This window comes from Streptomyces sp. NPDC057623 (genome assembly GCF_042800355.1).
Classification (GTDB): domain Bacteria; phylum Actinomycetota; class Actinomycetes; order Streptomycetales; family Streptomycetaceae; genus Streptomyces.
This window is the reverse complement of the sequence record NZ_JBHVGZ010000084.1, coordinates 1-20,861: the sequence shown is the minus strand read 5'-3', so window position 1 is coordinate 20,861 and position 20,861 is coordinate 1. Positions and strand designations below refer to the sequence as shown.

General features: G+C 67.5%; 20 protein-coding genes. 7 read left to right on the top strand and 13 right to left on the bottom strand.

The window, feature by feature from the left end:
- Positions 1 to 195: 195 nt before the first annotated feature.
- The 6 genes from ACFU95_RS44140 to ACFU95_RS44115 all read right to left on the bottom strand — a co-directional run bounded on the left by ACFU95_RS44140 (position 196) and on the right by ACFU95_RS44115 (position 4,529).
- A complete protein-coding gene (locus tag ACFU95_RS44140) occupies positions 196 to 678 on the bottom strand; it encodes an ATP-binding protein (protein ID WP_383841148.1) in 483 nt (160 codons plus the stop codon).
- 616 nt (positions 679 to 1,294) lie between these two features.
- A complete protein-coding gene (locus tag ACFU95_RS44135) occupies positions 1,295 to 1,768 on the bottom strand; it encodes a hypothetical protein (RefSeq protein ID WP_383841145.1) in 474 nt (157 codons plus the stop codon).
- Positions 1,769 to 1,811: 43 nt separating this feature from the next.
- Positions 1,812 to 3,005 carry an amidase domain-containing protein gene (locus tag ACFU95_RS44130; protein ID WP_383841142.1) on the bottom strand — a complete coding sequence of 398 codons (1,194 nt, stop codon included), beginning with the start codon at positions 3,003 to 3,005 and terminating at the stop codon, positions 1,812 to 1,814.
- Between the two features lie 135 nt (positions 3,006 to 3,140).
- Positions 3,141 to 3,680 carry a DUF6415 family natural product biosynthesis protein gene (locus ACFU95_RS44125; RefSeq protein WP_383841139.1) on the bottom strand — a complete coding sequence of 180 codons (540 nt, stop codon included), beginning with the start codon at positions 3,678 to 3,680 and terminating at the stop codon, positions 3,141 to 3,143.
- Positions 3,673 to 4,236 (bottom strand): hypothetical protein, encoded by a 564-nt coding sequence (locus tag ACFU95_RS44120; protein WP_383841136.1) that lies wholly within the window; start codon positions 4,234 to 4,236, stop codon positions 3,673 to 3,675. Before ACFU95_RS44120 ends, ACFU95_RS44125 begins: the two co-directional genes overlap by 8 nt.
- The gene (locus ACFU95_RS44115) at positions 4,233 to 4,529 is read right to left on the bottom strand and encodes a hypothetical protein (protein WP_383841133.1); all 297 of its coding nucleotides are present in this window, start codon (positions 4,527 to 4,529) and stop codon (positions 4,233 to 4,235) included. Before ACFU95_RS44115 ends, ACFU95_RS44120 begins: the two co-directional genes overlap by 4 nt.
- Before the next feature lie 36 nt (positions 4,530 to 4,565).
- Here ACFU95_RS44115 and ACFU95_RS44110 point away from each other — a divergent pair, with 36 nt between their 5' ends.
- Together ACFU95_RS44110 and ACFU95_RS44105 are read left to right on the top strand one after the other, a co-directional pair.
- Positions 4,566 to 5,042 carry a hypothetical protein gene (locus ACFU95_RS44110; RefSeq protein ID WP_383841130.1) on the top strand — a complete coding sequence of 159 codons (477 nt, stop codon included), beginning with the start codon at positions 4,566 to 4,568 and terminating at the stop codon, positions 5,040 to 5,042.
- A gap of 27 nt (positions 5,043 to 5,069) precedes the next feature.
- Entirely contained in the window at positions 5,070 to 6,407 is a 1,338-nt protein-coding gene (locus ACFU95_RS44105; protein WP_383841127.1) for a hypothetical protein, read from the top strand.
- A 230-nt stretch (positions 6,408 to 6,637) separates the two neighbouring features.
- Here ACFU95_RS44105 and ACFU95_RS44100 read toward each other — a convergent pair whose 3' ends face one another.
- From ACFU95_RS44100 to ACFU95_RS44080, 5 genes are read right to left on the bottom strand one after another with little or no spacing between them, the layout of a single operon-like run.
- Entirely contained in the window at positions 6,638 to 7,921 is a 1,284-nt protein-coding gene (locus ACFU95_RS44100) for a hypothetical protein (RefSeq protein ID WP_383841124.1), read from the bottom strand.
- Positions 7,918 to 8,184, bottom strand: a complete 267-nt coding sequence (locus tag ACFU95_RS44095) for a hypothetical protein (protein WP_383841121.1) — start codon at positions 8,182 to 8,184, stop codon at positions 7,918 to 7,920. Before ACFU95_RS44095 ends, ACFU95_RS44100 begins: the two co-directional genes overlap by 4 nt.
- Positions 8,181 to 10,826 (bottom strand): SUMF1/EgtB/PvdO family nonheme iron enzyme, encoded by a 2,646-nt coding sequence (locus ACFU95_RS44090; protein ID WP_383841216.1) that lies wholly within the window; start codon positions 10,824 to 10,826, stop codon positions 8,181 to 8,183. The genes ACFU95_RS44095 and ACFU95_RS44090 overlap by 4 nt, the downstream gene beginning before the upstream one ends.
- Positions 10,827 to 10,831: 5 nt before the next feature.
- Complete coding sequence (locus ACFU95_RS44085) at positions 10,832 to 11,233, bottom strand: hypothetical protein (protein ID WP_383841118.1); 402 nt, start codon at positions 11,231 to 11,233, stop codon at positions 10,832 to 10,834.
- A gap of 21 nt (positions 11,234 to 11,254) precedes the next feature.
- Positions 11,255 to 11,608: a class I SAM-dependent methyltransferase gene (locus tag ACFU95_RS44080; protein WP_383841115.1), complete on the bottom strand. Its 354-nt coding sequence runs from the start codon at positions 11,606 to 11,608 to the stop codon at positions 11,255 to 11,257.
- A gap of 385 nt (positions 11,609 to 11,993) precedes the next feature.
- Between ACFU95_RS44080 and ACFU95_RS44075 the strand changes: the two genes are divergently transcribed.
- Positions 11,994 to 12,641: a hypothetical protein gene (locus ACFU95_RS44075; RefSeq protein ID WP_383841112.1), complete on the top strand. Its 648-nt coding sequence runs from the start codon at positions 11,994 to 11,996 to the stop codon at positions 12,639 to 12,641.
- 130 nt (positions 12,642 to 12,771) lie between these two features.
- On the opposite strand, the gene ACFU95_RS44070 is transcribed toward ACFU95_RS44075, so the two are convergent.
- Positions 12,772 to 13,095 (bottom strand): hypothetical protein, encoded by a 324-nt coding sequence (locus tag ACFU95_RS44070; protein ID WP_383841109.1) that lies wholly within the window; start codon positions 13,093 to 13,095, stop codon positions 12,772 to 12,774.
- Between the two features lie 1,398 nt (positions 13,096 to 14,493).
- Here ACFU95_RS44070 and mycP point away from each other — a divergent pair.
- The 4 genes from mycP (at position 14,494) to ACFU95_RS44050 (ending at position 19,218) form a co-directional block, all read left to right on the top strand.
- Entirely contained in the window at positions 14,494 to 15,699 is a 1,206-nt protein-coding gene (mycP, locus tag ACFU95_RS44065; protein ID WP_383841106.1) for a type VII secretion-associated serine protease mycosin, read from the top strand.
- Positions 15,700 to 15,924: 225 nt separating this feature from the next.
- A complete protein-coding gene (locus ACFU95_RS44060) occupies positions 15,925 to 16,374 on the top strand; it encodes a hypothetical protein (RefSeq protein ID WP_383841103.1) in 450 nt (149 codons plus the stop codon).
- A 5-nt stretch (positions 16,375 to 16,379) separates the two neighbouring features.
- On the top strand, positions 16,380 to 18,566 hold the full coding sequence (locus ACFU95_RS44055) for a hypothetical protein (RefSeq protein WP_383841100.1): 2,187 nt from the start codon (positions 16,380 to 16,382) through the stop codon (positions 18,564 to 18,566).
- The gene (locus ACFU95_RS44050; protein ID WP_383841097.1) at positions 18,559 to 19,218 is read left to right on the top strand and encodes a hypothetical protein; all 660 of its coding nucleotides are present in this window, start codon (positions 18,559 to 18,561) and stop codon (positions 19,216 to 19,218) included. Before ACFU95_RS44055 ends, ACFU95_RS44050 begins: the two co-directional genes overlap by 8 nt.
- A 1,179-nt stretch (positions 19,219 to 20,397) precedes the next feature.
- Here ACFU95_RS44050 and ACFU95_RS44045 read toward each other — a convergent pair.
- Positions 20,398 to 20,861 (bottom strand): ATP-binding protein (locus ACFU95_RS44045; protein ID WP_383841094.1); only part of this gene is annotated, 464 nt, incomplete at its 5' end.

Genomic DNA, 20,861 nt, shown 5'->3' with positions numbered 1-20,861 from the left:
GGGAGGAAAGGAGAACAAAGCCGAAGCAGAGCCCCCCCCTCCCTCCTCCTCTCCCCCCCCCCCCCCCCCCCCAAACACACACCAGCTTTTTTTTTTTTTCCCCTGGCCAGCACACCACCCCCCGCGCGGAAGACGGAGACGGTCTAACCGTCACCCGAATGCACCGGACATCCCATCCCCCTGGGCGCGCAGGGATCAGTCCGGCGCGACAACTCCCGGCAGCGCGAACCATGCCGTCTTCGTCTTCTTCTGGCTCTGGAACCCCCAGGCGCCCTTGGAGAGTTCATGGACGATGTGCAGGCCGCGCCCGTGCTCGGATAGCAGCGTGCACAACGCCTCAAGACCGCCCCCGCGGTTCTCCTCGGCCGGGGCACACGGTGCCGTGGCTGGAAATGTAGGGATCTCCGGGATGCGCGGATCGTGGTCCTCGACCTCGCAGATGACCTCGGCCGCGGTGCGACGCAGGCGCATCTCGTACGGCCCCACCGCGTGCTGGGTGGCGTTGGTGACGAACTCGGAGACGGCCAGGACCGCGTCGCTGATCACTTCGCCGTCGAAGCCAAGCTGGTCGAGGGCACAGCGCAGGGCGGCACGAGCCTGAGCTGAGGCGTTGGGGGTGCAGCTGGTCCAACGCCATACGACGCACGAGGTGGCGCCCAGGGCGCGGCGCGCGGTCATCGACGGCCTCCCCGGGCCGCGTGACGCCCACGTACGACGCGGCGGTGCCTACCGCGCCCAGGACTTACGCAATCACGCGCTTCAAACAGCGTGAACGGGCCGGCGGCTGTGACGAACGGCAGCAACAGCACAGCGGTGAACAGAATCGGCGCCACGGCAGGGACCTCCCCGGTGATCGCGACTGGGTCGCGACCACGACACCGTGGGCCCGTGAAGAGCGGAACCCCCCTCTGACCACTGCTTTCGAGGACTTTCGCCGCGCCGGACGCATCAATTGGCTGACGGTCATGAGGGGATGCCGAGGCCAGGTTCAGCCGAGCCGAAGCCGGTTTCGCGGGCAGCCCGCGGTCGGGCGCCCTCCACCCCAACCGCAAAGGAGACGCGCAGCGCGCGAGGTGTCCGACGCGAGCTGAGCACGACGAGCGGAGGGCCGTAAGGCTCAGCGTGCACATCGACAGCAGCGACGCTTCCGGTCACATCCTGACCGTCCACCACGACGCTGCGGACACGGCCGTCGAAGGACATCTGGAATCGGTTCGGTGTCGTCACCGGCGGAGCCCAATGGCTGGGGCGGCCTGCACCCAGGTGACGGGTGCAGGCCGCCCCAGCAGGTCTGTCAGGGACTCGGCTTGGCGGTGGAGGCAGAGTCCTTACCGGACTCGGCAGGCTGCTGGGTGAAGACCGCGAGATGCCAGGTGCCCTTCTCCCGCATCACGGTGAAGGTGTCCTGCATGGCCTTTCCTGCCTTGTCCTCGGCCGTCAGGCGGGCCGAGCCGGTGTCCGGGCCCATGTCGTGCTCGACCTGCATGTCCTTGATCTTCCACCCCCGTCCACCCTTGTCGGCGAGGATCTGCTCGGCCTCCTGCCTGGACCACTTCTCGTCCTTCACTCCCCCGACTGCGATCAGCCCGGCGGCGCTACGGGAGTTCAGGGCGTCCACGTACGCCACGACGGCATCGCGGGCCCCGTCGGACGATGCCGAGGCCGAGGGACTTGAGGACTTGGCCTCATCATCACCGGACGAGCAGCCGGCTGCGAAGGCCAGAGCGGCCAGAGCGGCCGGCACAGCCAGAAGATGTCGACGCTCCACAGCGCACTCCTATGTGTTTCCTGTGAGGGGGGTCAGCAGCCTGTCAGGTGCGGTGCGCGTACCACCAGGCACGCGGGTGGTCCGAGAGGAGCTTCTTCAGGCTTTTGTTGTGGGTGTCGCTGGTGTGGTAGGTCAGGTAGGGCGTGCCCCGGTACTTCTTCGTGACGATCATCGTGTGGTCGATGTTCTTGTCGCGGCCCCAGTCGGCCTGGAGCACGTCCGCCTTGGCCATCTTCCACACGTTGTCGAGGATCTTGGTCCGCTTCGAATGCTTCTTCGCGAACCAGTACCAGTTCTCCGCAGCCGCCCATGTGTAGCTGGTGGTCCACGTCGTCGGTCCGTAGAACCAGTACTTGTTGCTGGGCCGCTGGATGATTGCACCACCCTTGGGCTCCCAGCCGCCGGCATGCATCGCCTGGGAGACGAAGTTGGTGCAGTCGGTGCCGTACGTGCGCCAGGCGCTGTTGTGGTGGTTCCAGTACTTGTCCGCGTAGGCCACCATCTTCCCGTAGCTGTAGCGGCTCCTGACCTCTGGCTTGTCGCCGGAGTCGTCGCTGTTGCCGGGAAGCGGAGCGGTGCCGGAAGCGGCGTCCTTGCTTCCCTCGTCCTCTTCTGCCTTACCGCCCCCGTCATCGGTGCCGTCAGTGGCGTCCACGTCGGACACCTGCGTGGTCGGCGTCGGACCGCCCTTCGTGTCGGCCTTGTCGGACGACAGCAGCCAGGCGCCGTCAGAGCCTTGGGTGAACTTCACGGTGTGCGGGACGGACAGTTCCTCGTACTCCGGGGCGCCGTCCGCGACCTCCTGCGGCGTGAAGGGGAGGTAGAGGCGGGTCTGCTCGGTGAGCTGGAGTGTCGCCGTCTGGCCGGTGACGGAGGTGTCGGTCACCTCGACGTCGACCTGGGCCTTCGTGTAGCCGCCGTCGACTTCCTTGTAGCGCTTGCCCTTCTCCACCAGTGCGGCGAGATCATCCTGCACCCGTGCGGTCATGGAGCGCGTGGCCTGGAGGCGGGCGGTCGCCGCTCTGGCCGTCGGACGGGTCGTCGTCAGCATGTCGGCCCGCTGCTGCAGATAGCCTTCGGCGAGCTGGGTGAGAGCGGTGGTGTCGGCGTTCGCCGACGAAGCGGCTGCCGGAGAGGCAGGCTGGGCGTCCGCCGGGGTGCCGGTGAGCACAAGCATCGCCGCTGTGGCTGAGGTCGCGGCTCCGGCGAGGACACGTCTGTGATGCGCAATGCGCATGAAACCCCCTTGATCACGGCTGACTGGTCGGGTCAGCCGCAGATCAAGAGGGTCCATTCGAACATCGCGTTCCGAGTGGCGCATTCCCGACCTCGGAATGTCCGATTCCTGCAGGCTTCCTTGTCCGCGCCCTTCTTACGGGCGCAGGCCCTGCGGTGGCACGGGAGGCAGGAGGGGCGGCCGGTCGACGCACAGCTCCGTGTGCGCGTAGCCGCGGATTGCGTCGCTGGAGTCGTTGTTGAACGTGCGCCGCTCGTACGACTTCTCGTCGGCGATGGGTTCTGAGCAGGTGCCGCACAGGCGTCGGGCGATCTCTTCGGCGATCTCGTCTGCGCCGGCCGGTTCGCCGAGCGGGCCGGGGTGCTGGTGCAGTGTCAGGAGGGCGCGGGTCATGGTGGCGAGGTCGTACACGTCGCATGCCGGGGAGCCGTCGGCGTCTTCTTCCAGGAGCTGGGACGCGCGCACGAGGACGTGGACTGCCAGCCGTCGCATCTCACCCCGCATGCGGGCTGCGAGGTCCTGCACGTCCGGGACCAGGAGCTGGACATGCCCCTGGAGCTGCTGCTTCAGGGTGTCCAGTTCCTCTCCGGTCGGCAGGCGGGGAGCCCACAGCACGGAGTCGTACGCCGTCCGGATCGTGTCTACGTCGAGCGGGAGCAGCGTGTTCTCAGGCACCGGTGTTCGCCTCCGCCACGGTGAGCTGGTCCCGGCCGTCCTTCAGGAGCTGGGCGACTGCCTCGGGTCTGCACAGTGTCTCGGGGTCTTGCGGCGGTACACACCAGTACGAGAAGCCGACGCCCGGGTCGGTGCGCGTGGGCTCGGGTACGCCGAGATAGGCGTTCGGGCCGAGGCATTCCGCGTCCTTGTGACGGTGGCTCCAGGGCGGGAGGCGGTCGGTGCCCTCCGGTACGAGGGCGTAGTACAGGCCCCATCGGGTGTCGGCGAACACCGGCCCGCCGAGCAGCGCCTGACGGAGGTAGGCGTCGACGTCCCGCAGGTCGTCGCTGTCGGCGGCGGCGTACACGAGGCCGACCGCGAGACGGACGGCTGTGAAGAGAGTTCCGCACCGTAGGAGCGCGATCCCGTCGTCGGCCCATTCCTTCCGGGCCCGCTGCGTGTCTTCCGCGGCGGAGAGGAGCCATTGACCGGCCGCCAGATGCCGGTCGGCTCTGGTCTGGATGAGGGCGACGGGTTGTGCCCCGACATGGTGGGCGGTGTCCGGGGGCATCATCGACGAGCCTCCGCGGGCGGCCGGTTGGCGGGCTCGGTGGGGGCCGCCGTGGCCGGGGTTCCGGCTGCGAACATGCCGGAGATGCGTTCGGCGCAGGCTTGCTCGTGTCCGTGCTCGCCGATCGCGTGGTCGAACCCGGTGACGTACTGGTCGCCATTGGTGAGAATCTCTTCGGTGAGGCGGCTGTTCAGCGGGTTCGTCACATTCAGCCGCATCGCGCTGTCGTCGACGGTGACCTGGAGACCGTACTTCTCCAGGTGACCGGCGAGCCGTTGCAGGTCGTTGCTGTCCACACGCCGACGATCCCAACGGCGAACGACGGGCGGGATATGACGACCTATGACACGGAGTTGATCATGCGGGCGGTAGCGATCACGGGAACGCGGAGCACGGGGCACCGAAGCCTCGACGAGTACGCGCGTCTCTTCGCCGACTACCTCGGCCCATTCGCTCAAGACGCGCACTTCTACATCGGGGGCGCGAAGGGAATCGACAGCCTGTCGCTGCTGTGGCTCGCGGGGAACACCGCCGCTGACATCACCGTCGTCACGCCCGGCACCGTCGATCAGCAGCCCGCAGAGGCCCGGCAGGCGATCGCACGCACCCGCGAGCGCATCAAGGAAGTCGTCGAGCTGAGCGCCCCCGAGCTGAAAACACCCGCCTACCACGCCCGGAACCGGTGGATTGTCGACCGCAGCCACATGACGATCGGCTTCCCACACGGCGACGATCCCTCATCCGGGACGTGGCAGACACTCAACTACACAGCGGATCAGGGGAAACCTAGGCTGATCGTGCCCGTGTAGGCGCCATTCTGCTGCACTATGTGCCCTATGGAGGGGGTAGCCGCGGGAGCGGCCCAGCTGAAGGCGCTGCGACACCGGCGCGGCCTGTCGCTCGCCGACGTCGCCCGTGCGCTCATCGCCCTGGCCGGGGAAATGCATCAGCCGCCACTGCCGTCCGTGGCGAGCGTGCAGCGGTCCGTTGCCCGCTGGGAGTCCTCGAAGAGGCCGACGCTGCCCGACGAGCGGTACCAGTTGCTCCTCGCCCGCCTCTACGCGCGCACGCCCTCCGGCGAACTCTCCCTCGGCGCGGGCTCCGACTTCGCCGAGTGCCTGGACGCCCTCGGCCTGCTCGGGGAGAGTGAGCGGCGGACGGCGGAGCTGCGCAGCCTCGTTCTCCGCACAGCCACCGACGCGGGCGGCGGCCTGCTCGTTCTTCTCTCTCCAACTGTCCAGGCCACACTCACCGCAGCTCTTGAGGACCCGAGGCGGACCGAGGCGGAGGCCATAGCCGGACTGGCCTCCGTGGTGGCGGACGTCAACGCGCAGGTCGGCAGCCTGCCCATGGTGCGGCTGCAACTGCTGCTCGCCCCGGCCGTCGAGACGTGCAGGCGACTGCTCGCCGGTCCCGTCCCTGATCCGCTCGTCCCGCAGGTCCGGGAAGTCGCGGTAGCGGCGGCGACGCTGTCCGGCCGTCTGGCGTTCGAGACCCGCGACGACACCGCTTCCCGCGCCCTGTACGCGGAGGCGACGCGCGAGGCGGAACAACTGGCGCAGCCCTGGCGGACGGCCAGCGTCCACATGAGCCACGCCCTCGTCACCTTGTACTCCACGCAGGGCCTCGACGAGGCGCGGTACCTGGTGGACCAGGCCGTCCGCGCGGCCCGCTCCGGAGAGAGCACGCTCGTGCGGGCGCGGGCGCACGCGCTGCAAGCGGAAATCGCCGCGCGGTCCGGGCAGGAGCGGCAGGCACAGGCCGCCCTCGGGTTGGCCTGGTACGACATCGAGGCCGACCACACCGGAGATCCGGCGCCCACGTCGTTCTCGCTCGGTCACCTCCGGGGCTTCGAGGGCGTGTGCGAGCTGTATGTCGGTGACCCCTGCGCAGCGCACGACCGCTTCGCCCGGTCGGCGGAGGTGCTGTCGGCGCCGAGGGAGCAGGTGCAGCAGGCCATCGTCACCACTGACCAGGCGCTCGCCCGGATCCGGCTCGGGGAACCGCGCGCGGCGGCCGATCTGCTGCACAAGTGCGTGGCCGCAGCAGCGACGACCGGCGGCCGGGTGCCGGCGCTCCGGCTGCGGAAGGCGCGGCAGGAGTTGCGGCCCTGGCGGCGGGAGGAGTGGGTGGCCGACCTCGACGAACACCTGATGGACGTCCTCGGCTCCTGACCGCGGGGCTGCGCGGCCGACCGGGCTCGGTTCATCCCTCGGCGCGGTGTGTGGCGGTTTGCTGCACCCTGTACCGCCGTGTCGAGCCTGGCAGGCTGCAGCGCTGAGGGGAATGGCCGGCTGAGGTCCGCCATCTGATCCACACGATGGGGCGGTCGGCAGCAGGACACGGGATACTCCTGCCCGGAGGACGATGACGTGCTGTCGATGCGGCCGCCGGTCGCAGCGTCCTACGCCTTTCTGCCCCCGCCACGCAGGGACGACAGGACCAGGCGTCCGTACCGCGTGGTGAGGGCTGCGGCTGTGGCGGCGACCGACAGGGCGAGCGCGATGAGCAGGTGCGCCGTGGAGTTGTCATCGAGGACTTGCAGGATGCTGAGGGCAGTGCCGAGTGGGAGGCCGAGGATGGTGAGGACGCCCAGGGCGCCGCTGATCTGCTGGCTCTCCTGTGTCTGTACGAGCCTGCTGTAGTCGGCTGCTTCGGCCAGGATTTCGTCGAAACGTGCGGGCAGCCGGTGCTGGTTCTGGAAGGCGAGCAGCAGATCGTTGGCCGCGCCGTGTGCGGTGAGGTGCTGGCGCCAGTAGGTGCTGCGGAAGACGGCGATGTTCCGTTCCAGCGTGGCGACGCGTCGCGCGAGCCGTGAGGAGTTGAACACCTCGGAGAGTTCGTCGGTGAGTTCGTCGATGTGATCGCGCTGGAGCGAGCCGAGGAGCAGGGCGTCGAGGTAGACGGTGCGGGAGTGCAGGGCGCCGAATTCGAAGAAGTCGCCGGTACCGGTGTCGGGCCGGTGGCCGAGGAAGGCGGCCCCTTGACGTAGCACCAGGGCGCTCCAGTCCGCCGAGATTCTGACCGCGTCCTTGAGCTGTTCGGCGGCGGTCTCCGGGGGCAGGGGGAAGTCCTCCGGTGTGGAGCGGGAGGCCAGTTGCCACAGCCAGCGGTCCGCGGTGGCGGGCAGTGCCCCTTCGCCGGCGGTGCGGAGGGCGGGGGTGTGCCGCTCGGTGGGGGTGATGAAGGCGATGGTGTAGGGCCGGGCTATGGCGAAGGGCTGGTCGGGGTCGCGGACGTCGGCGATGCCGGCGAGGAGCCCGGCCGGGTCGAAGGGCCCGGTGAGGGGTTCGTCGGCGTGGTTCGGCCGCCGCCCGGCCAGGGCCCGCAGTATGGGCAGCAGGGGTCTTTCCACGCTTAAGTGCAGGACCACGAGGGCGTGTTCGGGATTGCGGGCGGTGGCCGCGCGGAGGAGTTCCATGCCCAGCAGGTGCAGTCCGTCGTTCTTGACGTCCAGCGGCAGGTGCCAGCGGCGCGGCCGTCCGGGCGCCCCGTACAGTGCGCGGGCGGAGGCGGGGGCGAAGTAGGTGGAGCGGGTCTGGGCGTCGGTGCGGCGGCTGCCCAGCTCGAACGGGAACGGGCCTTCAGGCCAGTCCGGGACGCGCAGCAGCCGCACGGGCAGGACGACCGTCAGCTCCTGGCGCGCCCCCGTGACGTCCTGGAGCAGGGGAACCCCGCGGGTGGTCATCGGTAGTACTCGGCTGGGTCGGGTTGGTCGAGGCGGATGACGAACTCCGCCCGGTCGGGGCTTTCGGCACTGATGTGGAAGCGGACGTGTTCGCCCGTTCGGATGGTGCGGAAGCCTTCGGTCACGATCTGGCGGTAGTCGAAGCTGTAGTACCGCTCGTCCTCGTCGTCCTGGACGACGTAGGTGCCGAGCGCACCGCTCAGTCCTCCGCCGCTCGGACGCCTGTCGACAATGGTTCCGTGGCGCGGTCCGCCGCCGCTCATGCCGTCGCCTCCTCTGCCCCGGATGTGTCGATGTCCTGCACGCATCGGAAGCCGACCGCGTTGCTTCCGCCGCGCTTGCGGTAGATGCCCTTGCTGCTGGTCTGCACCGCACGCATCGGGTTGTCGTAGCTGCCGCCGCAGATGACAGCCTCGCCGGAGTCGTCCAGGCTGGTGGATGTCCATTCCCAGCAGTTGCCCACCATGTCGAGGACACCGAACGGGGAGCGGTTGCCCGGCCGTGCGTCGACGGATGTCGCCCCGGCCCGGCGGACGGCGTCGCCCGCGAAGTCCCGGTACCACGCCTGATACGTCACGACAGGCCGGCCCACCCAGGTGTCGGCGCAGTTGACCCGGGTGCCGTCAGGGGTGTCACCCCAGGGGAACAGGAGCCCGTCGGTGCCACGGGCGGCGGCCTCCCACTCCAGCGAGGTCGGCAGCCGTTTGCCCTCGAACGCGGCGAAGGCGTAGGCGCTCCACCAGCTGACGCAGATGGCAGGGTGGGCGTCGTAGCGCGGGTTCTCGTAGTAGTCGGGCCGCCGCAGCCGGTCGGTCCAGGGGCGGTGTGTGACGTCGTCGGGCTGGTCGGGGTGGTCCCACGGCGAGGTGCCATCCGCGGCGAGGGTGTCGAGGAAGCGGCGGTAGCGGGCCACGGTCACGGCGTGGCGGTCGAAGCGTACGGGGCGCTCGACGCGGCGGATCAGCAGGCGTTCGGCCGGACCGACCAGGTACGCCCCGGCTGGCAGCACGCAGTCGTCCGTCTCCGGACTGCCGGGCATGCCGGCGAGGAAGGTGCGCACCTGCTCGGTGAGGAAGGCACCGCCAGCAAGATCGGCTGCCAGGTCCCGGTTCGCCTGCTCGGCCAGGAACCTGGCAGCCAGTAGCTCCTGGTACGCCGTGTGCACGAAGGCGACATGATCGGGCCCGGCGGGCCGCAGCAGCGGAGCCAGGACACAGGCATCGAGATCGAGGCGTCCGTCCTTGAATGCGCCGGCCCCCAGCTGCCGGTGGATGTTGAGGAGGGAGAACACGGTGCGGTCGGTGAGGAAGGCGTGTCCGAACGCGGCGGGCAGCCGTGGCTCCAGGTCGGGCTGCCCACGTTCGGCCAGCGTCCGCCGGATGTGCGCGCCGAGGATGTCCGCGAGGGGCGTTCCCGTGGGAAGGTTCAGCGCCGAGGTGAGGCGCTTCTCCAGAGGGGTTGCCTCGGGTTCGGCCAGGCGTACGACGTGGAAGTGCGGCACGCGGGAGGGGTCGACGCCGTTGGCGTACATCTGCTCGACCAGTTGCTCGGAGCGGCCCGCGCCGCTGTCCAGTAGCTGACGTACCTGGGGCGAGTCCGCGAGGAAGGACACCCGGGAGCTGATGACAACCGCCGATTCGGCGGACAGCACGGCGGCGAGATCGGTGAAGAGCCGCAGGAAACCGGCAGCGCTGGGTTCATCGACGCCCTCGTCGATCGCGTCGAGCACGCACAGGGCGGTCCCGGAACGGATCAGGTAGAGGAAGAGCTCGTAGGCGCGCGAGCGGTCCGACGTCATGGCCGGCGCGAGGAGACGGGCCGCGTACTCGGAGAACGGTTCGTCCTTCGGTTTGAGACCGAGGTCGAAGTAGAAGCGGAAGCGGCGTATCTCGGGGTTGGTGGCCAGTGAGCGCAGGAGTGTGCTCTTGCCGCTCCCCGGACGACCGGTGACCAGAACGTTCGCACTGCCGCGTGCCAGACGGGTCAGAAGTTCCGCGGCGTCGCCGGACTGCTCCATGGTCGACTCGCCAGTGCGCCGGTCGGTGGTCAGCGCCGCCGCGGGGACAGCGGTCCTCGGCTCCGCCGGGTTGTCGGCGGAGGTGAGGTCGGCGAGGTGGGCGTCGAGATTGACGATGGTGTCGACGAAGCCGTCGTAGCGCACGATCCGGAAGTCCAGCCCCAGCATCTGGTGGAGGGCGCCCGGTGCCGTACCGCCGTCGTCGTCCAGGACGACGAACCGGGTGAGCTTGGGCAGCCGGGTGCGCAGCAGCTCCCCACCGCTGGAGGCGAGCACGGTGCTCAGGTCGTCGGCGTCGCGGGAGAGCATCAGCTCCACGTACTCCAGCCGCATCCCCGACTCGCGGCAGAACAGCTGGTACACGGTGTCCGGGCTGAGGACGAACCGCTTGGCCTGCCGGTAGCCGAGAGTGACGTACAGCCCAGCGAGGAACTCGCAGCGGCGGGCCACCTCGGGCGCCATGTCGGGCTCGCCGCCGAGAAGGGCCGCACTCCCGGTGTCGGTGAACCAGACCAGTACGTCGACGAGCCTGCGGACCGCCAGCAGTCCGTCCTCGTCGCTGATGTCGTACCCGTCGTGCGTGGACCGGTTGCGCAGCCGTCGAATGTCGTCGAGCGCATCCAGAACCGTGCTGCTGCGGATGTACGGACGGCAGCGCTTGACCAGGTCGTTCAGGGCCTTCGTCGAAGGGTCGCCCTCGACGCCGTGGTGGCGCCACAGCTCCTTGAGGAGCTTCTCGGTCAGTTTCCCGACCAAGGCCACCGCGTTCTCGGGATAGCCGTCATTGAGGGAACGTAACGGCCGTTCCAGATCAAGCCCCAGCCGGTCGGCGATCCGGGAGTGGTCGTCGAGTTCACTCCGCAGGCGCCGCAGCCGTTCATCGACCATGGTGCTCACTCGGACTCCTCACCTCGCCGGCCGAGGACGAACGCGAACCGGTCCGGAAACACCAGCACAGGCTCCGGATGAGCGATGCGCATCTCTTCGATGCCCTTCTCGATCTCGCTGTCGCTGAACATGGAGAGCAGGGACATGTAGCGGGCGCGCACCATGCCGAGGTACTTGTCCCGGTCGATGCGCAGCTCATGCTCGACATGGCTGAGACCGGCCTCCAGCCCAGCAGCTCGCAAGTGCCCCTCGATAACGGCCGGGTCCGGCTGCAGCTCCTCGAAGCGGGCGAGGGCCGCCGTGAACAGCGGGTACTGGATGGTGGCCGGGAGCATCACCACCAGCAGCCGACCCCCGGGCGCCAGCCGGTCAGCCAGGCCGCACAGCGTGTGCGCCGGATCGGCCACGTGATGCACCGACTCCTTCAGCTACATCGCATCGAGCTGCTCGTACGGCAGTCGCGTACGTCCTTCGGCGATGTCCTCGGCAGAAGCAACGATCGGTGTCAGACCGTCCGGAGGCGGCGTCCCGAGCTGGCCGAGCATCGCCTCGGACGGATCGACGCAGAGAATGGGATGGCGAGGCTGTAGCTGCTGGGCCACTTCCCTGGCGAACAGTCCCGTACCGGAGCCGATGTCAGCGATACGGTCCGTAGGCCCGAGCCGCAGTACCTCCGCGATCCGGCTGGACATCCAGGGAACGTAGTTCGGACCGTAGACCCAGTGCTCGTCGTATTCGGCCGCCAACTCCTCGTAGTGCCCACGCACGTCGCGCCCTTCCACGATCCCCCTCGCGTGCCGCCGGTTGTGCCGTACAGGGCAGAGGACAGGCTATCGCGGGTACTTGATCTACAACAGGCTGTAACTGGACGGTGATTGCGAAGGGCGGCGGGTATTCGCATCACGGAACCTGCGACAGAGGGGGGATGGCGATGTCCTCGACTGGGAGGCAGGCCGCGCCTCTTGTCCTGCGGATCGGTTCTTCGCACACCGGTGCGGTGGCTCTCGTCCAACCCGGGTGTGACCCCAGGCCGGTACACGCTTTTCGGCCACCGGTGACGGCGATAGCCAGAGCGACTGTCACGAATTCGTGACGTTCAGTTGCGACCGACTGCACCCGACTTGCCCACTTGTGCGCTTACTTGCAGACGCAAAGGGAGTGTACGGAATGTCAGTGCCCGTAGCTAGAGTGATACCTGACGCTTTGGCTAACGGGGAGGACGCTGTGGCGGACGATGGGGCGATCGACGCACCTGTGGCGGACCCAGCCGCATGGGCGGAGGGCCTTTTTGGGGGACCAGTAGCACGGGCGGCCGCAGACGTGTTCGGCGTCGGGTCAGGCCTCCAGGCAACCGTTTCGGCTGTCGGGGACGTCATCACCGAGCTGCAGTCGTTCACGAAGTTCCGCGACCGCATCGACGCCCTCCTGCGTGACCTGCGGGAAGGACCCGCAGGCCCCAAGCAGGTGGGGCAGGACGTGATGGCGCGGGCCAAATTCGGGGGCGGAGCCGGTGGTTGGGCTGAGGCGGGCAACGTCTTCGCCTCGTACGAGACGGTGATCTCGGAGCTGGAGAAGCTTTCGAAGCTTCTCGCCGAGTCCATCGAGGGCTTGAGTATCGCGGTCCTGGCCTCGCACAAGGGTTACGAGAACGTGGATGCGGACGTCAGCCAGCGCATGCTGGCGATCAGCAAGGACACGACCGAGCACTACGGGGGAAGCTACGAGCCGCAGATTCCGGGTGCGCCGGGTGGGGGGACCACGAAGCCGGGCGGCACCTCGGGAAGCGGCGACACGTCCGGCGCGTCGGGCTTCTGATGACGGCTGGTTGCGCATCACGGGGATACACACGGGGATAGCGGGGAGACGAGATGGGCGACAAGGGCAGGGGCGGCGGCAAGACATCGTTCGAGAGCATGAGTCACGAGGCCATGCTCGACTGGCTGGATCAGGCCGACGCCGCCGCGGTCGTCGCCGCTGCGGCCAAGCTCAAGAAGGTCGCCGCAGAGGTCCAGAAAGCCGGTGAGGAGCTGAAGACGCGCCCCCAGTGGGTGAGTTGGAAGGGCGAGGGCGCCGACGAGTTCCGTAGCTGGAGCGGGGACCTGGCGAACGCCACGTTGAGACTGGCGGAGTACAGCGCGGGCGCGGCGAAGTGGCTCGACCAGGCCGCTGGCACGATCGCGAACGTCCAGGCGTCCATTCCCCGGGACACGAAGTACGGCCAGTCCGTCCTGAGTACGGCGCAGGCGAACCTGGAAGCAGCGAAAGCCACGCCCAAGGACCCCGACTCGGCCTCCGTCGCCCGTGACTCCACCCGGGACATCCAGGCGATCCTGGGCCAGCGGGAAGCGGACCGGCAAGAGGCCGCCCAGCAGATGAGGAAGCTCGGGGAGTCCTACACGCTGTCTGCGCAGCAGATGGACTCGTTGGAGAAACCGAAGTTTCCTCCGCCGCCCAAGGCTGTGTTGCCGCCGAGGCCGATCGATTCACGTGAGGGTCGTGAACGATCGGGTGGTGCCAATGGCGCAGGCGCAACCGGCGCCGCCGGATCGGTTACGGCTGGTGGAGGTGCCAATGGCTCGGTCAGCCAAGGCAACGGCACCAGTGGTTCGGCTGACGCTCTGGAGACCTCCGGCGCTGGTCCGGGAGCCCCTGCCGGCGGAGCTGTGCGTCCGCAGCCGCCCACGGGGGTGGAGATCGACAGCGTGGCTACCTTGCCCGAGGCGCCGACTGCACCGTCGGGGCCGACGAGTGGCCCGCCGATGGCGGGGGGACGGCCTGAGGGAACTGCGACGATGCCTCCCGGAGTGCTACCCCCTGTGGCGGGAGGCGCCCAAAAGCCGACCAATCCTTCGGCAGGGACAGGCCGCCCTTCTCCTGGACTCCGGCCCCCGGTAGCCACTGGGCAGACTCCGATGGGCACCGGACCTTCCGCCCAGCGTCCCACCGCAGGAGGAGGGATCACGGGCGGCAGGCCCGTGTCTCCGTCTCCGGGACGGGCCACCGGGGGTATCCCTCGGGGCACTGTGATCGGCGGTGAGGGTGTGTACGGCCGTGGCCCAGCGGGCCAGCCCGTTGCCACGGGAAGGCCTGGGGCCGTCCAGAGCGGCACGGGGAATGGCCGGCGCATCGCAGGACAGACCGAGGGCATTGTTGGCGGTCGCCCGCAGGGGCAGGGAGGGGCGAATGCCCGCCCCATCAGTGCCGGCGGCTCCACCACGGCGCGTGGCACGGCTCCCTCCGCGCCAGGCGGTCGGACGGGTGGTCGTCGCTTCGCCTCGGAAACCGGCGGCATCGTCGGCGGCCGTCCCCAGCAGACTGGGACGGGGAGTGCACGCCCCTTCACCCCAGGCGGCTCAGGAGCGGTACACGGTGTTTCGGGCGGCAGCGGGCGCCCCGCGGGCCCTGCAGCTCAAGGCGGCGCGCGCGGCGGGCCCTCGGCCTCAGGCCCGGTGCGCCGGGCTGGTGAGCCGCAGCACGGTGCCGGACCGGTTGGGCGTAGCGGACCCGTGGTGCCGCCGGGCTCTCGCCCGGGGGAGTCTCGTCCTGAGGATCGCCGAGGCCAGCGCCCCGACTACCTCACTGAAGACGAAGAGACCTGGCAGCAGGGCGTACGTCGCGCGACACCGCCCGTCGTGGACTGAACTCGTTAGGACCGCAAGGAATACCGATGCCCACCAGCAACATGCAGCGTGTCGCTCACAGGACCCTGCTGCCGGGAGTACTGGCAGCCATGCTGGTGGGCATCGCCACCACGCCTTCCCACGCGGAGTCCGTCCGTTCCCAGCAGTGGCACCTGACCGCCATGCAGGCGGAAGAGATGTGGAAGACCGCCAGGGGCGAGGGCGTCACTGTCGCAGTCATCGACAGCGGGGTCGACGCCACGAACCCCGACCTCCACGGCCAGGTGCTGGAGGGGAAGGACTTCGCGCCAGACGCCCCGGGCGATCAGCACACTGACGTCAGCGGCCATGGCACGGGCATGGCGGGACTGATTGCCGGAACCGGCGAGAGCGGAGGAGGCGACGGTGCCTTCGGCCTCGCCCCTGGTGCGAAAATCCTGCCCATTCGGGTACCCCTGAACGCCGCCGTATTCGCCAAAGCGATCAGGTACGCCGCCGATGCAGGAGCCAAGGTCATCAACATTTCCATGGCGGTGGGCGGCGGCGCCCCATTGGAGGAAGAGAGTGAGGCTGTGAAGTACGCCCTGGACAAGGGAGCTTTGATCTTCGCGGGCGTCGGCAACGACGGAGACTCCACTCTCGTAACCCCCGCCGCCACTCCAGGCGTCGTCGGAGTTGGAGCGGTCGGCAAAGATCTCCGCAAGACCGCCGAGTCACAGTACGGCCCCCAGGTAGACTTGGCGGCACCGGGCGCCGACATGGTGGCCGCATGCACCACCGAGACGGGCCTGTGCACCTCCCATGGCACGAGCGACGCCACCGCAATCACCTCCGCCAGCGCAGCCCTCATCTGGTCGCACCACCCTGACTGGACCAACAACCAGGTCCTCAGGGTCATGCTCAACACCGCAGCCGACCCCACAAGCGGCGCCAAGCGAAACGACTACATTGGCTATGGAGTGGTGCGTCCCCGGATCGCCCTGAAGACCCCAGGCGATCCCGGTGCAGCCGACGAATACCCGCTCCCCGACCTGGCCGCCGCGGAGCCCAAGTCGCCGTCTCCGAAGGCCTCCGAGTCCGCTGGGACCAAGAACGAGAACGAGCAGTCCGCCGCCGTCCCTGCACACGAGGATGACAGCGACACGGCTCTCTGGATCACGCTGGGCGTAGGTGCTGCCGCTCTGCTGGGCGCTGCCATCGCCATCCCTGTGGTGCGTGCCCGGCGCCGCAACACAACGTTCCTCGGGCAGTAATACAGATCCGGTCCACGCTGATGGCCTCAGCACACCAACCCACGCGACCAGCAGAGTTGAAGTTGGCATACGGTCTCATTGAGTACAGATACTCAGACGCGTTCACGGCAGATACGGATGGGGCACGTGATGCCGTGGCGCTACCGTACTTCTCGACTCCGCAGCGCTGCGGTCGCACGCTCACAACGGTTCGGCGGCATACAACAACACGGGGAGGGACCACGCATGGCGTGGGAGGAGTGGGAGCAGCTCAAGGCGGCGGCGACCGAACGGCATTCCACACAAATGCAGCTCAACCAACTGCCGGTAGATCCGGGAGGAGGCGGCGGGACGCAAGGCGACCTTGTGGTGGGTCATGCAGATCTTGAGGCCGTGGGCAAGGCCGCCCACGCCCTTTTCGAGGACTTCACGACCTACAGCGGGCACGCGCGCGTGGCCTCCACGGCGGCTGCGGGCGGGCTCAAGGGCGAGGGCTTCGCTCTGGGGGCAGCCCTGGCCCATGTGACGGAACGCTGGAGCGAGCAGTCGAAGACCCTGCTGGACGCCTGCGCCCACATCTCCAACCACCTGCGCTACACCAAGAACCTGCACGCGGCCGGCGACTCGTACATCGCCGGGACCATCAGCAGCATCGCCACGCTCGACAAGGGCTTCGACGAGCGGAAGGGGCACTGACGCCGATGGACCTCGACGCACTGCGCTACGGCAACTTCTCCAAGCTCGGTGAAGCGGTCACCGACTGGGAACAGATGACAAAGAAGCTCGCAGACCTGCAGAAGGATGCCGAGAACAACCTCAAGGCCAAGGCCGACAAGGCCAAGTGGGCGGGGGTCAATGCCACCGTCAGCCGCGAGTTCATCACCAAGACTGCCGCCGAGTTCGCCGACGCGCACACCCAGGCCAACTCCATCACCAAGATCCTCAGCGACACCCGCAGCGAACTCATTGAATACCGCACCCAGTTGAACGATGCAATTTCGCGGGCAGCGCAGCAGAACATGAGCGTGATCGACACCGGCGATGGCACATTCGCCGTCATGGGGAACACCCGGCCCGACTGGGCGTCCGACCCCAGCGGAAACACCGGCGCGACGGACCAGAAGGCGGTGGACGCCCTCCGCGATGAGATACAGGGCATCCTCACCAAGGCGACGCAGAGCGACAACAGCGCCGCGAAGGTTCTGAGGCTTCTCGTCGACCAGGCCAAGCACGGTTTTGCCGATGCCTCATACGCGGACCGTGACTCGGCGGCCGAGGCCGTCGCGGCTGCCGAGAAACTGGCGAAGATGGCCAAGAACCCGGCCGACATGACCCTCGGCGATATCGCCGACTTCAACCGCACGATGGGGAAGTACAACGGCGACTCCCTGTTCGCAGAGCAGTTCGCGACGCGTCTGGGGGCCAAGGGGACGCTTCAGTTCTGGACCGAGATGAGCTACGCCCACGCTGGCGCCAGAGACTCGGAACTGAAAACGATGAAGAGTCTCCAGGAGAATCTGAGCCTGACGCTGGCGACCGCTTCCTTCTCGGACTCAGGCGCCATGATGGAGTGGAAGAAGAATCTTCTTGCAGAGAGCAATACGAGCTTCCACGCTAGCAATTCGACTAGCCCGATCGGGGCCCTCGGCTCTCAGGTGATCAGTAGCCTGATGCGCCAGGGTACGTACGACACCGAGTTTCTTGACGACTACCGCGAGAAGCTCTTCAAGGTCGACAAGCCGGCCGGTGAATTGGCCACCGATGACCTGTGGGTGAATGGGTACGACGGTGTAGATCTCGTTTTCGGCGATGGCAACGGCAACGGACGAGATCCGTTGGAAGGGCTCTTCGAGGGCCTGTCTCACAATCCCGAGGCTGCAGTCCACGCCTTCGAGTCCAAGTCGGACCTGGACCACATGCTGGGCACTGCCAAGTACACAGATCGGGGGGAGACCCTCGGACGTGCATTGGAGGCTGCCGTCACCGGCCTTGCCAACGGCGATTCCACCTCCACGGCTCCGCCGCACACTGCGGATCAGGTACAGATCATGGCGAACGTAATGGAGGCGGTGGCACAGCCCGGCGGAGGAGCCGATCTCGTGAGCCAGGGCGGCTTGGGGGACAGCTTCGGCAACATGGCGGCTTCCTATATGCCGGAGATCAGCCAGACGCTGGCTGGCGATGGAGCCGAACCCATCTTCATTACGAATAGCGATGACTCTCACGGCCTGGGGAAGGTTCGAGATGTGGTGAGATTCCTTTCTTCCGTGTCCGAAGACCCCTCGGGTAGGGCAGGGATCATCTTGGGTGAGGGCATTTACACTAGCGGCCTCATTGAATCACATCTTGCGAACCCTTCCTTGTTCGACGGCCCCGATAATCAAGTCCTTCAACGTATCGGGGAGAACGCGGGCATCATCGAAGGTATCGTCGGTCATTCTGTGGCCGATAGCGAAGTTCGAGCTGCCGTCGGAGGTGAGACGGCGTACAACGACTCCTTGAAAGCAAAGGGAGATTTCGCCAAAACCTGGATTGCAGTCGGAGTGACCTTCGTCGAGATCCCCCCAGCCTATGGAGGGGCGGCAATGGGGGCCGTGATCGGAGGGGGAGTCGGAGCCGTCGCGGGAGCTGCCGTGGATCATTTGCTGGACGGCCAGAAGATGAGTGGCGCGCGTGACGCAGCCCTGTATCAAAGCGCGGGTGATCTGTACGACTCCCGAAATTCGGTCAGTAGGCAAGCGCAATGGGCGGCCGAAGAAAGCATCGCTCGGCATAACCTCGACCTTCCCGAGCAGGGCACTAAGGACCTGATCCGTGATGCCGTAGTTAAAGGCTGGAACGGCAGCAATGATTTGTTGAGCGATACAAAGGTGCGTACGGATGGCTGAGAACAGGGAATCGACCTCGACTCGATATAATGCGAAAGGGCTGCTTTTGGGCCTGACCGCTCTCTGCCTTGCGGGCGTTGCCGTTTGGTTCGCATATGCGCAGTTCTTCACTAAGGGGCTTGAACGGCTGCCCTCCAAAATATGTGAAGGTACCGTTGAACGGGACACGGTTACCCAGGTTCTGCCGTCGGCGCGATCAGCGGAAGAAGGGTCCAAGCGCGGGAATCCCGGTGACGACCAAGTGTTTTCCTGCCATGTCGCCACCAGTGGTGATTCATCCCTATTGGGTAGATCCTGGGTCCGGCCCGTCTCCAAAGCCGACTGGCTCGAAAGTTACGGGGGAAGCGGCGGAAATAGCCAGGTCATCCGTACGTCTGTAGGCGGCATAGAGGCTCTGGCTCAACTCGATACCGAACAGGCGGCGGTGTACGTGCCCTGTGTATCTCCGGCGCTCTCTTCCGGCGATGCCTCTGACGACTATGCGGTCATCACCAGACTGGAGGCAGGCGGAGACCTCAAGGCAACTGGCGCAGCGCTGCGCCAGAACCTGACGGACATCGCCTACCAACTGACCAAGCACGCCTACAAACTGGCCAAGTGTCAGGGCTCCCGCGACTTTCCCGAGGAATTGCCGCGCTACGAGGACGGCTGATGACAGACGAGGAGATAGTCCGGCACTTCGACGGACGCGGCCGTGTGCAGCTGCAGTTTCCGTACACCACGACTGCCGAACAATGTCACCGCATGGTGGCGATTGCCCACGCGCTCGGCTACAAGCCGCTATTCACTGACACTCTCGGCCGCAGGGAATTCCCCCGCTGCTACGAACGCGACGACGCCCCTGACGCCCGCCGCCGAGCCGAGCAAACTATCGAGAGGCTGCGCGCGGGCGGCCCGGTGTTGTCGGCCGTCGAGCCTCCTCCGCCCCCGCTGCCACCTCCAGCCCCGCTTCTCACGCCCCGGCAACCTGCACCCCGCCCCGGCGGTCGCTGGAACCGCAGCCGCCTCCACCGCCGGCCGCGTCTGGGCCCCGGATCCCACCCCGACCGCATTACCCGCCTCCACCTCCTCCGCCGCCTGCTCTCACACGAGACTCCGCGCCGGAATGACTTTGGAGCGCTCGGGCCTCAGTGGACGCGTTCAGGACATCGGCGGAGCAGGTCGGTGAGGCTGAGGACATGACGACATCGCCCCCTTCCACAGGGTGTCGACGCCCTGGCCATCAAGATTGGGTGTCACCGCCCGCGAAAGGGATGGGGACACGAGAGCCACGCGGATCAAGCCGGACCGGGCGGCGGGGCGTCGTAGACGTATGTGACGGTGATGGGCGGGCGACTGTCCGTGGCCTCAGGGCGCGTCGTGTAGATCTTCCCCCTCCGACCGCGCTGCGAGCGCGGCGGCCCAGCTCCGGATCCTTCTCTAGATCGGCGGCAGGGCATCGACAGCTTCGAGAGCTCCTGCACCGATGGCCTGCCAGAAGGCGCGCATCTCCTACGTGACCTCCACGATGACCTGCGAGCGATGATCCGGCCGCGGAACTCGTCAACCAGGCGGACGATGCCGGTGAGGTCGGCCGGGTCGGCGTGATTGATCTCGCGGGCCCGTTCGGTGTCGAAAACGTCGGCGTCTACGCCCATGGTGAGGGCAGTGCGGAGTTCGGCGATGGTACGCGTGGCATCCCCGTCGGCCCGCTGGACGGCCCGGCGCCAGTCCTTGGCCTTCCTGCCCTGCTCGTAGGACGTGATTTCCCGGACAGCCTGTCGGCGGCGGCTGAACCTGGACCCAGTCTGGACAGGTGAAATCTGACCCGGGTGTCTTCGGTTCGGTCGTTTCAGTCGTTGTCGGTAGTGGCGGGGACGCGTCCGAGTTCGCGTCCTCGCATGCGGTATGAGTCGCCTTTGAGGGAGTGGACCTCGGCGTGGTGGACGAGGCGGTCGATCATGGCGGCGGCGACGGTCTCGTCGCCGAAGACCTCTCCCCAGCGTCCGAAGGGTTTGTTGCTGGTGACGATCACGGACGCGCGTTCGTATCGGTTCGATATGAGCTGGAAGAACAGGTTCGCGGCCTCGGCTTCGAAGGGGATGTAGCCGACCTCGTCCACCACGATCAGCGGGTAGCGGCTCAGTTTGGTGAGCTCGGCCTGGAGCCGTCCCGAGTGGTGGGCAGCGGCCAGGCGGTCGACCCACTCGGCGGCGGTGGCTGACGGCGGCCAGTGGATACTCCCCGTAGGCGGCCGTTTATCTAGCACTCTGTGGCCGCGAGCTTCCCCACTGGCGGCCGGATACCTCCCCGGAC

What these genes read in the sequence shown, in the direction of transcription:
- ACFU95_RS44100 (WP_383841124.1), bottom strand. Translation starts at nt 7,921, where the DNA reads ATGACCACCCGCGGGGTTCCCCTGCTCCAGGACGTCACGGGGGCGCGC.
- ACFU95_RS44130 (WP_383841142.1), bottom strand. Translation starts at nt 3,005, where the DNA reads ATGCGCATTGCGCATCACAGACGTGTCCTCGCCGGAGCCGCGACCTCA.
- ACFU95_RS44110 (WP_383841130.1), top strand. Translation starts at nt 4,566, where the DNA reads ATGACGACCTATGACACGGAGTTGATCATGCGGGCGGTAGCGATCACG.
- ACFU95_RS44060 (WP_383841103.1), top strand. Translation starts at nt 15,925, where the DNA reads ATGGCGTGGGAGGAGTGGGAGCAGCTCAAGGCGGCGGCGACCGAACGG.
- ACFU95_RS44140 (WP_383841148.1), bottom strand. Translation starts at nt 678, where the DNA reads ATGACCGCGCGCCGCGCCCTGGGCGCCACCTCGTGCGTCGTATGGCGT.
- mycP (WP_383841106.1), top strand. Translation starts at nt 14,494, where the DNA reads ATGCCCACCAGCAACATGCAGCGTGTCGCTCACAGGACCCTGCTGCCG.
- ACFU95_RS44095 (WP_383841121.1), bottom strand. Translation starts at nt 8,184, where the DNA reads ATGAGCGGCGGCGGACCGCGCCACGGAACCATTGTCGACAGGCGTCCG.
- ACFU95_RS44105 (WP_383841127.1), top strand. Translation starts at nt 5,070, where the DNA reads ATGGAGGGGGTAGCCGCGGGAGCGGCCCAGCTGAAGGCGCTGCGACAC.
- ACFU95_RS44120 (WP_383841136.1), bottom strand. Translation starts at nt 4,236, where the DNA reads ATGATGCCCCCGGACACCGCCCACCATGTCGGGGCACAACCCGTCGCC.
- ACFU95_RS44055 (WP_383841100.1), top strand. Translation starts at nt 16,380, where the DNA reads ATGGACCTCGACGCACTGCGCTACGGCAACTTCTCCAAGCTCGGTGAA.
- ACFU95_RS44050 (WP_383841097.1), top strand. Translation starts at nt 18,559, where the DNA reads ATGGCTGAGAACAGGGAATCGACCTCGACTCGATATAATGCGAAAGGG.
- ACFU95_RS44090 (WP_383841216.1), bottom strand. Translation starts at nt 10,826, where the DNA reads ATGGTCGATGAACGGCTGCGGCGCCTGCGGAGTGAACTCGACGACCAC.
- ACFU95_RS44075 (WP_383841112.1), top strand. Translation starts at nt 11,994, where the DNA reads ATGTCAGTGCCCGTAGCTAGAGTGATACCTGACGCTTTGGCTAACGGG.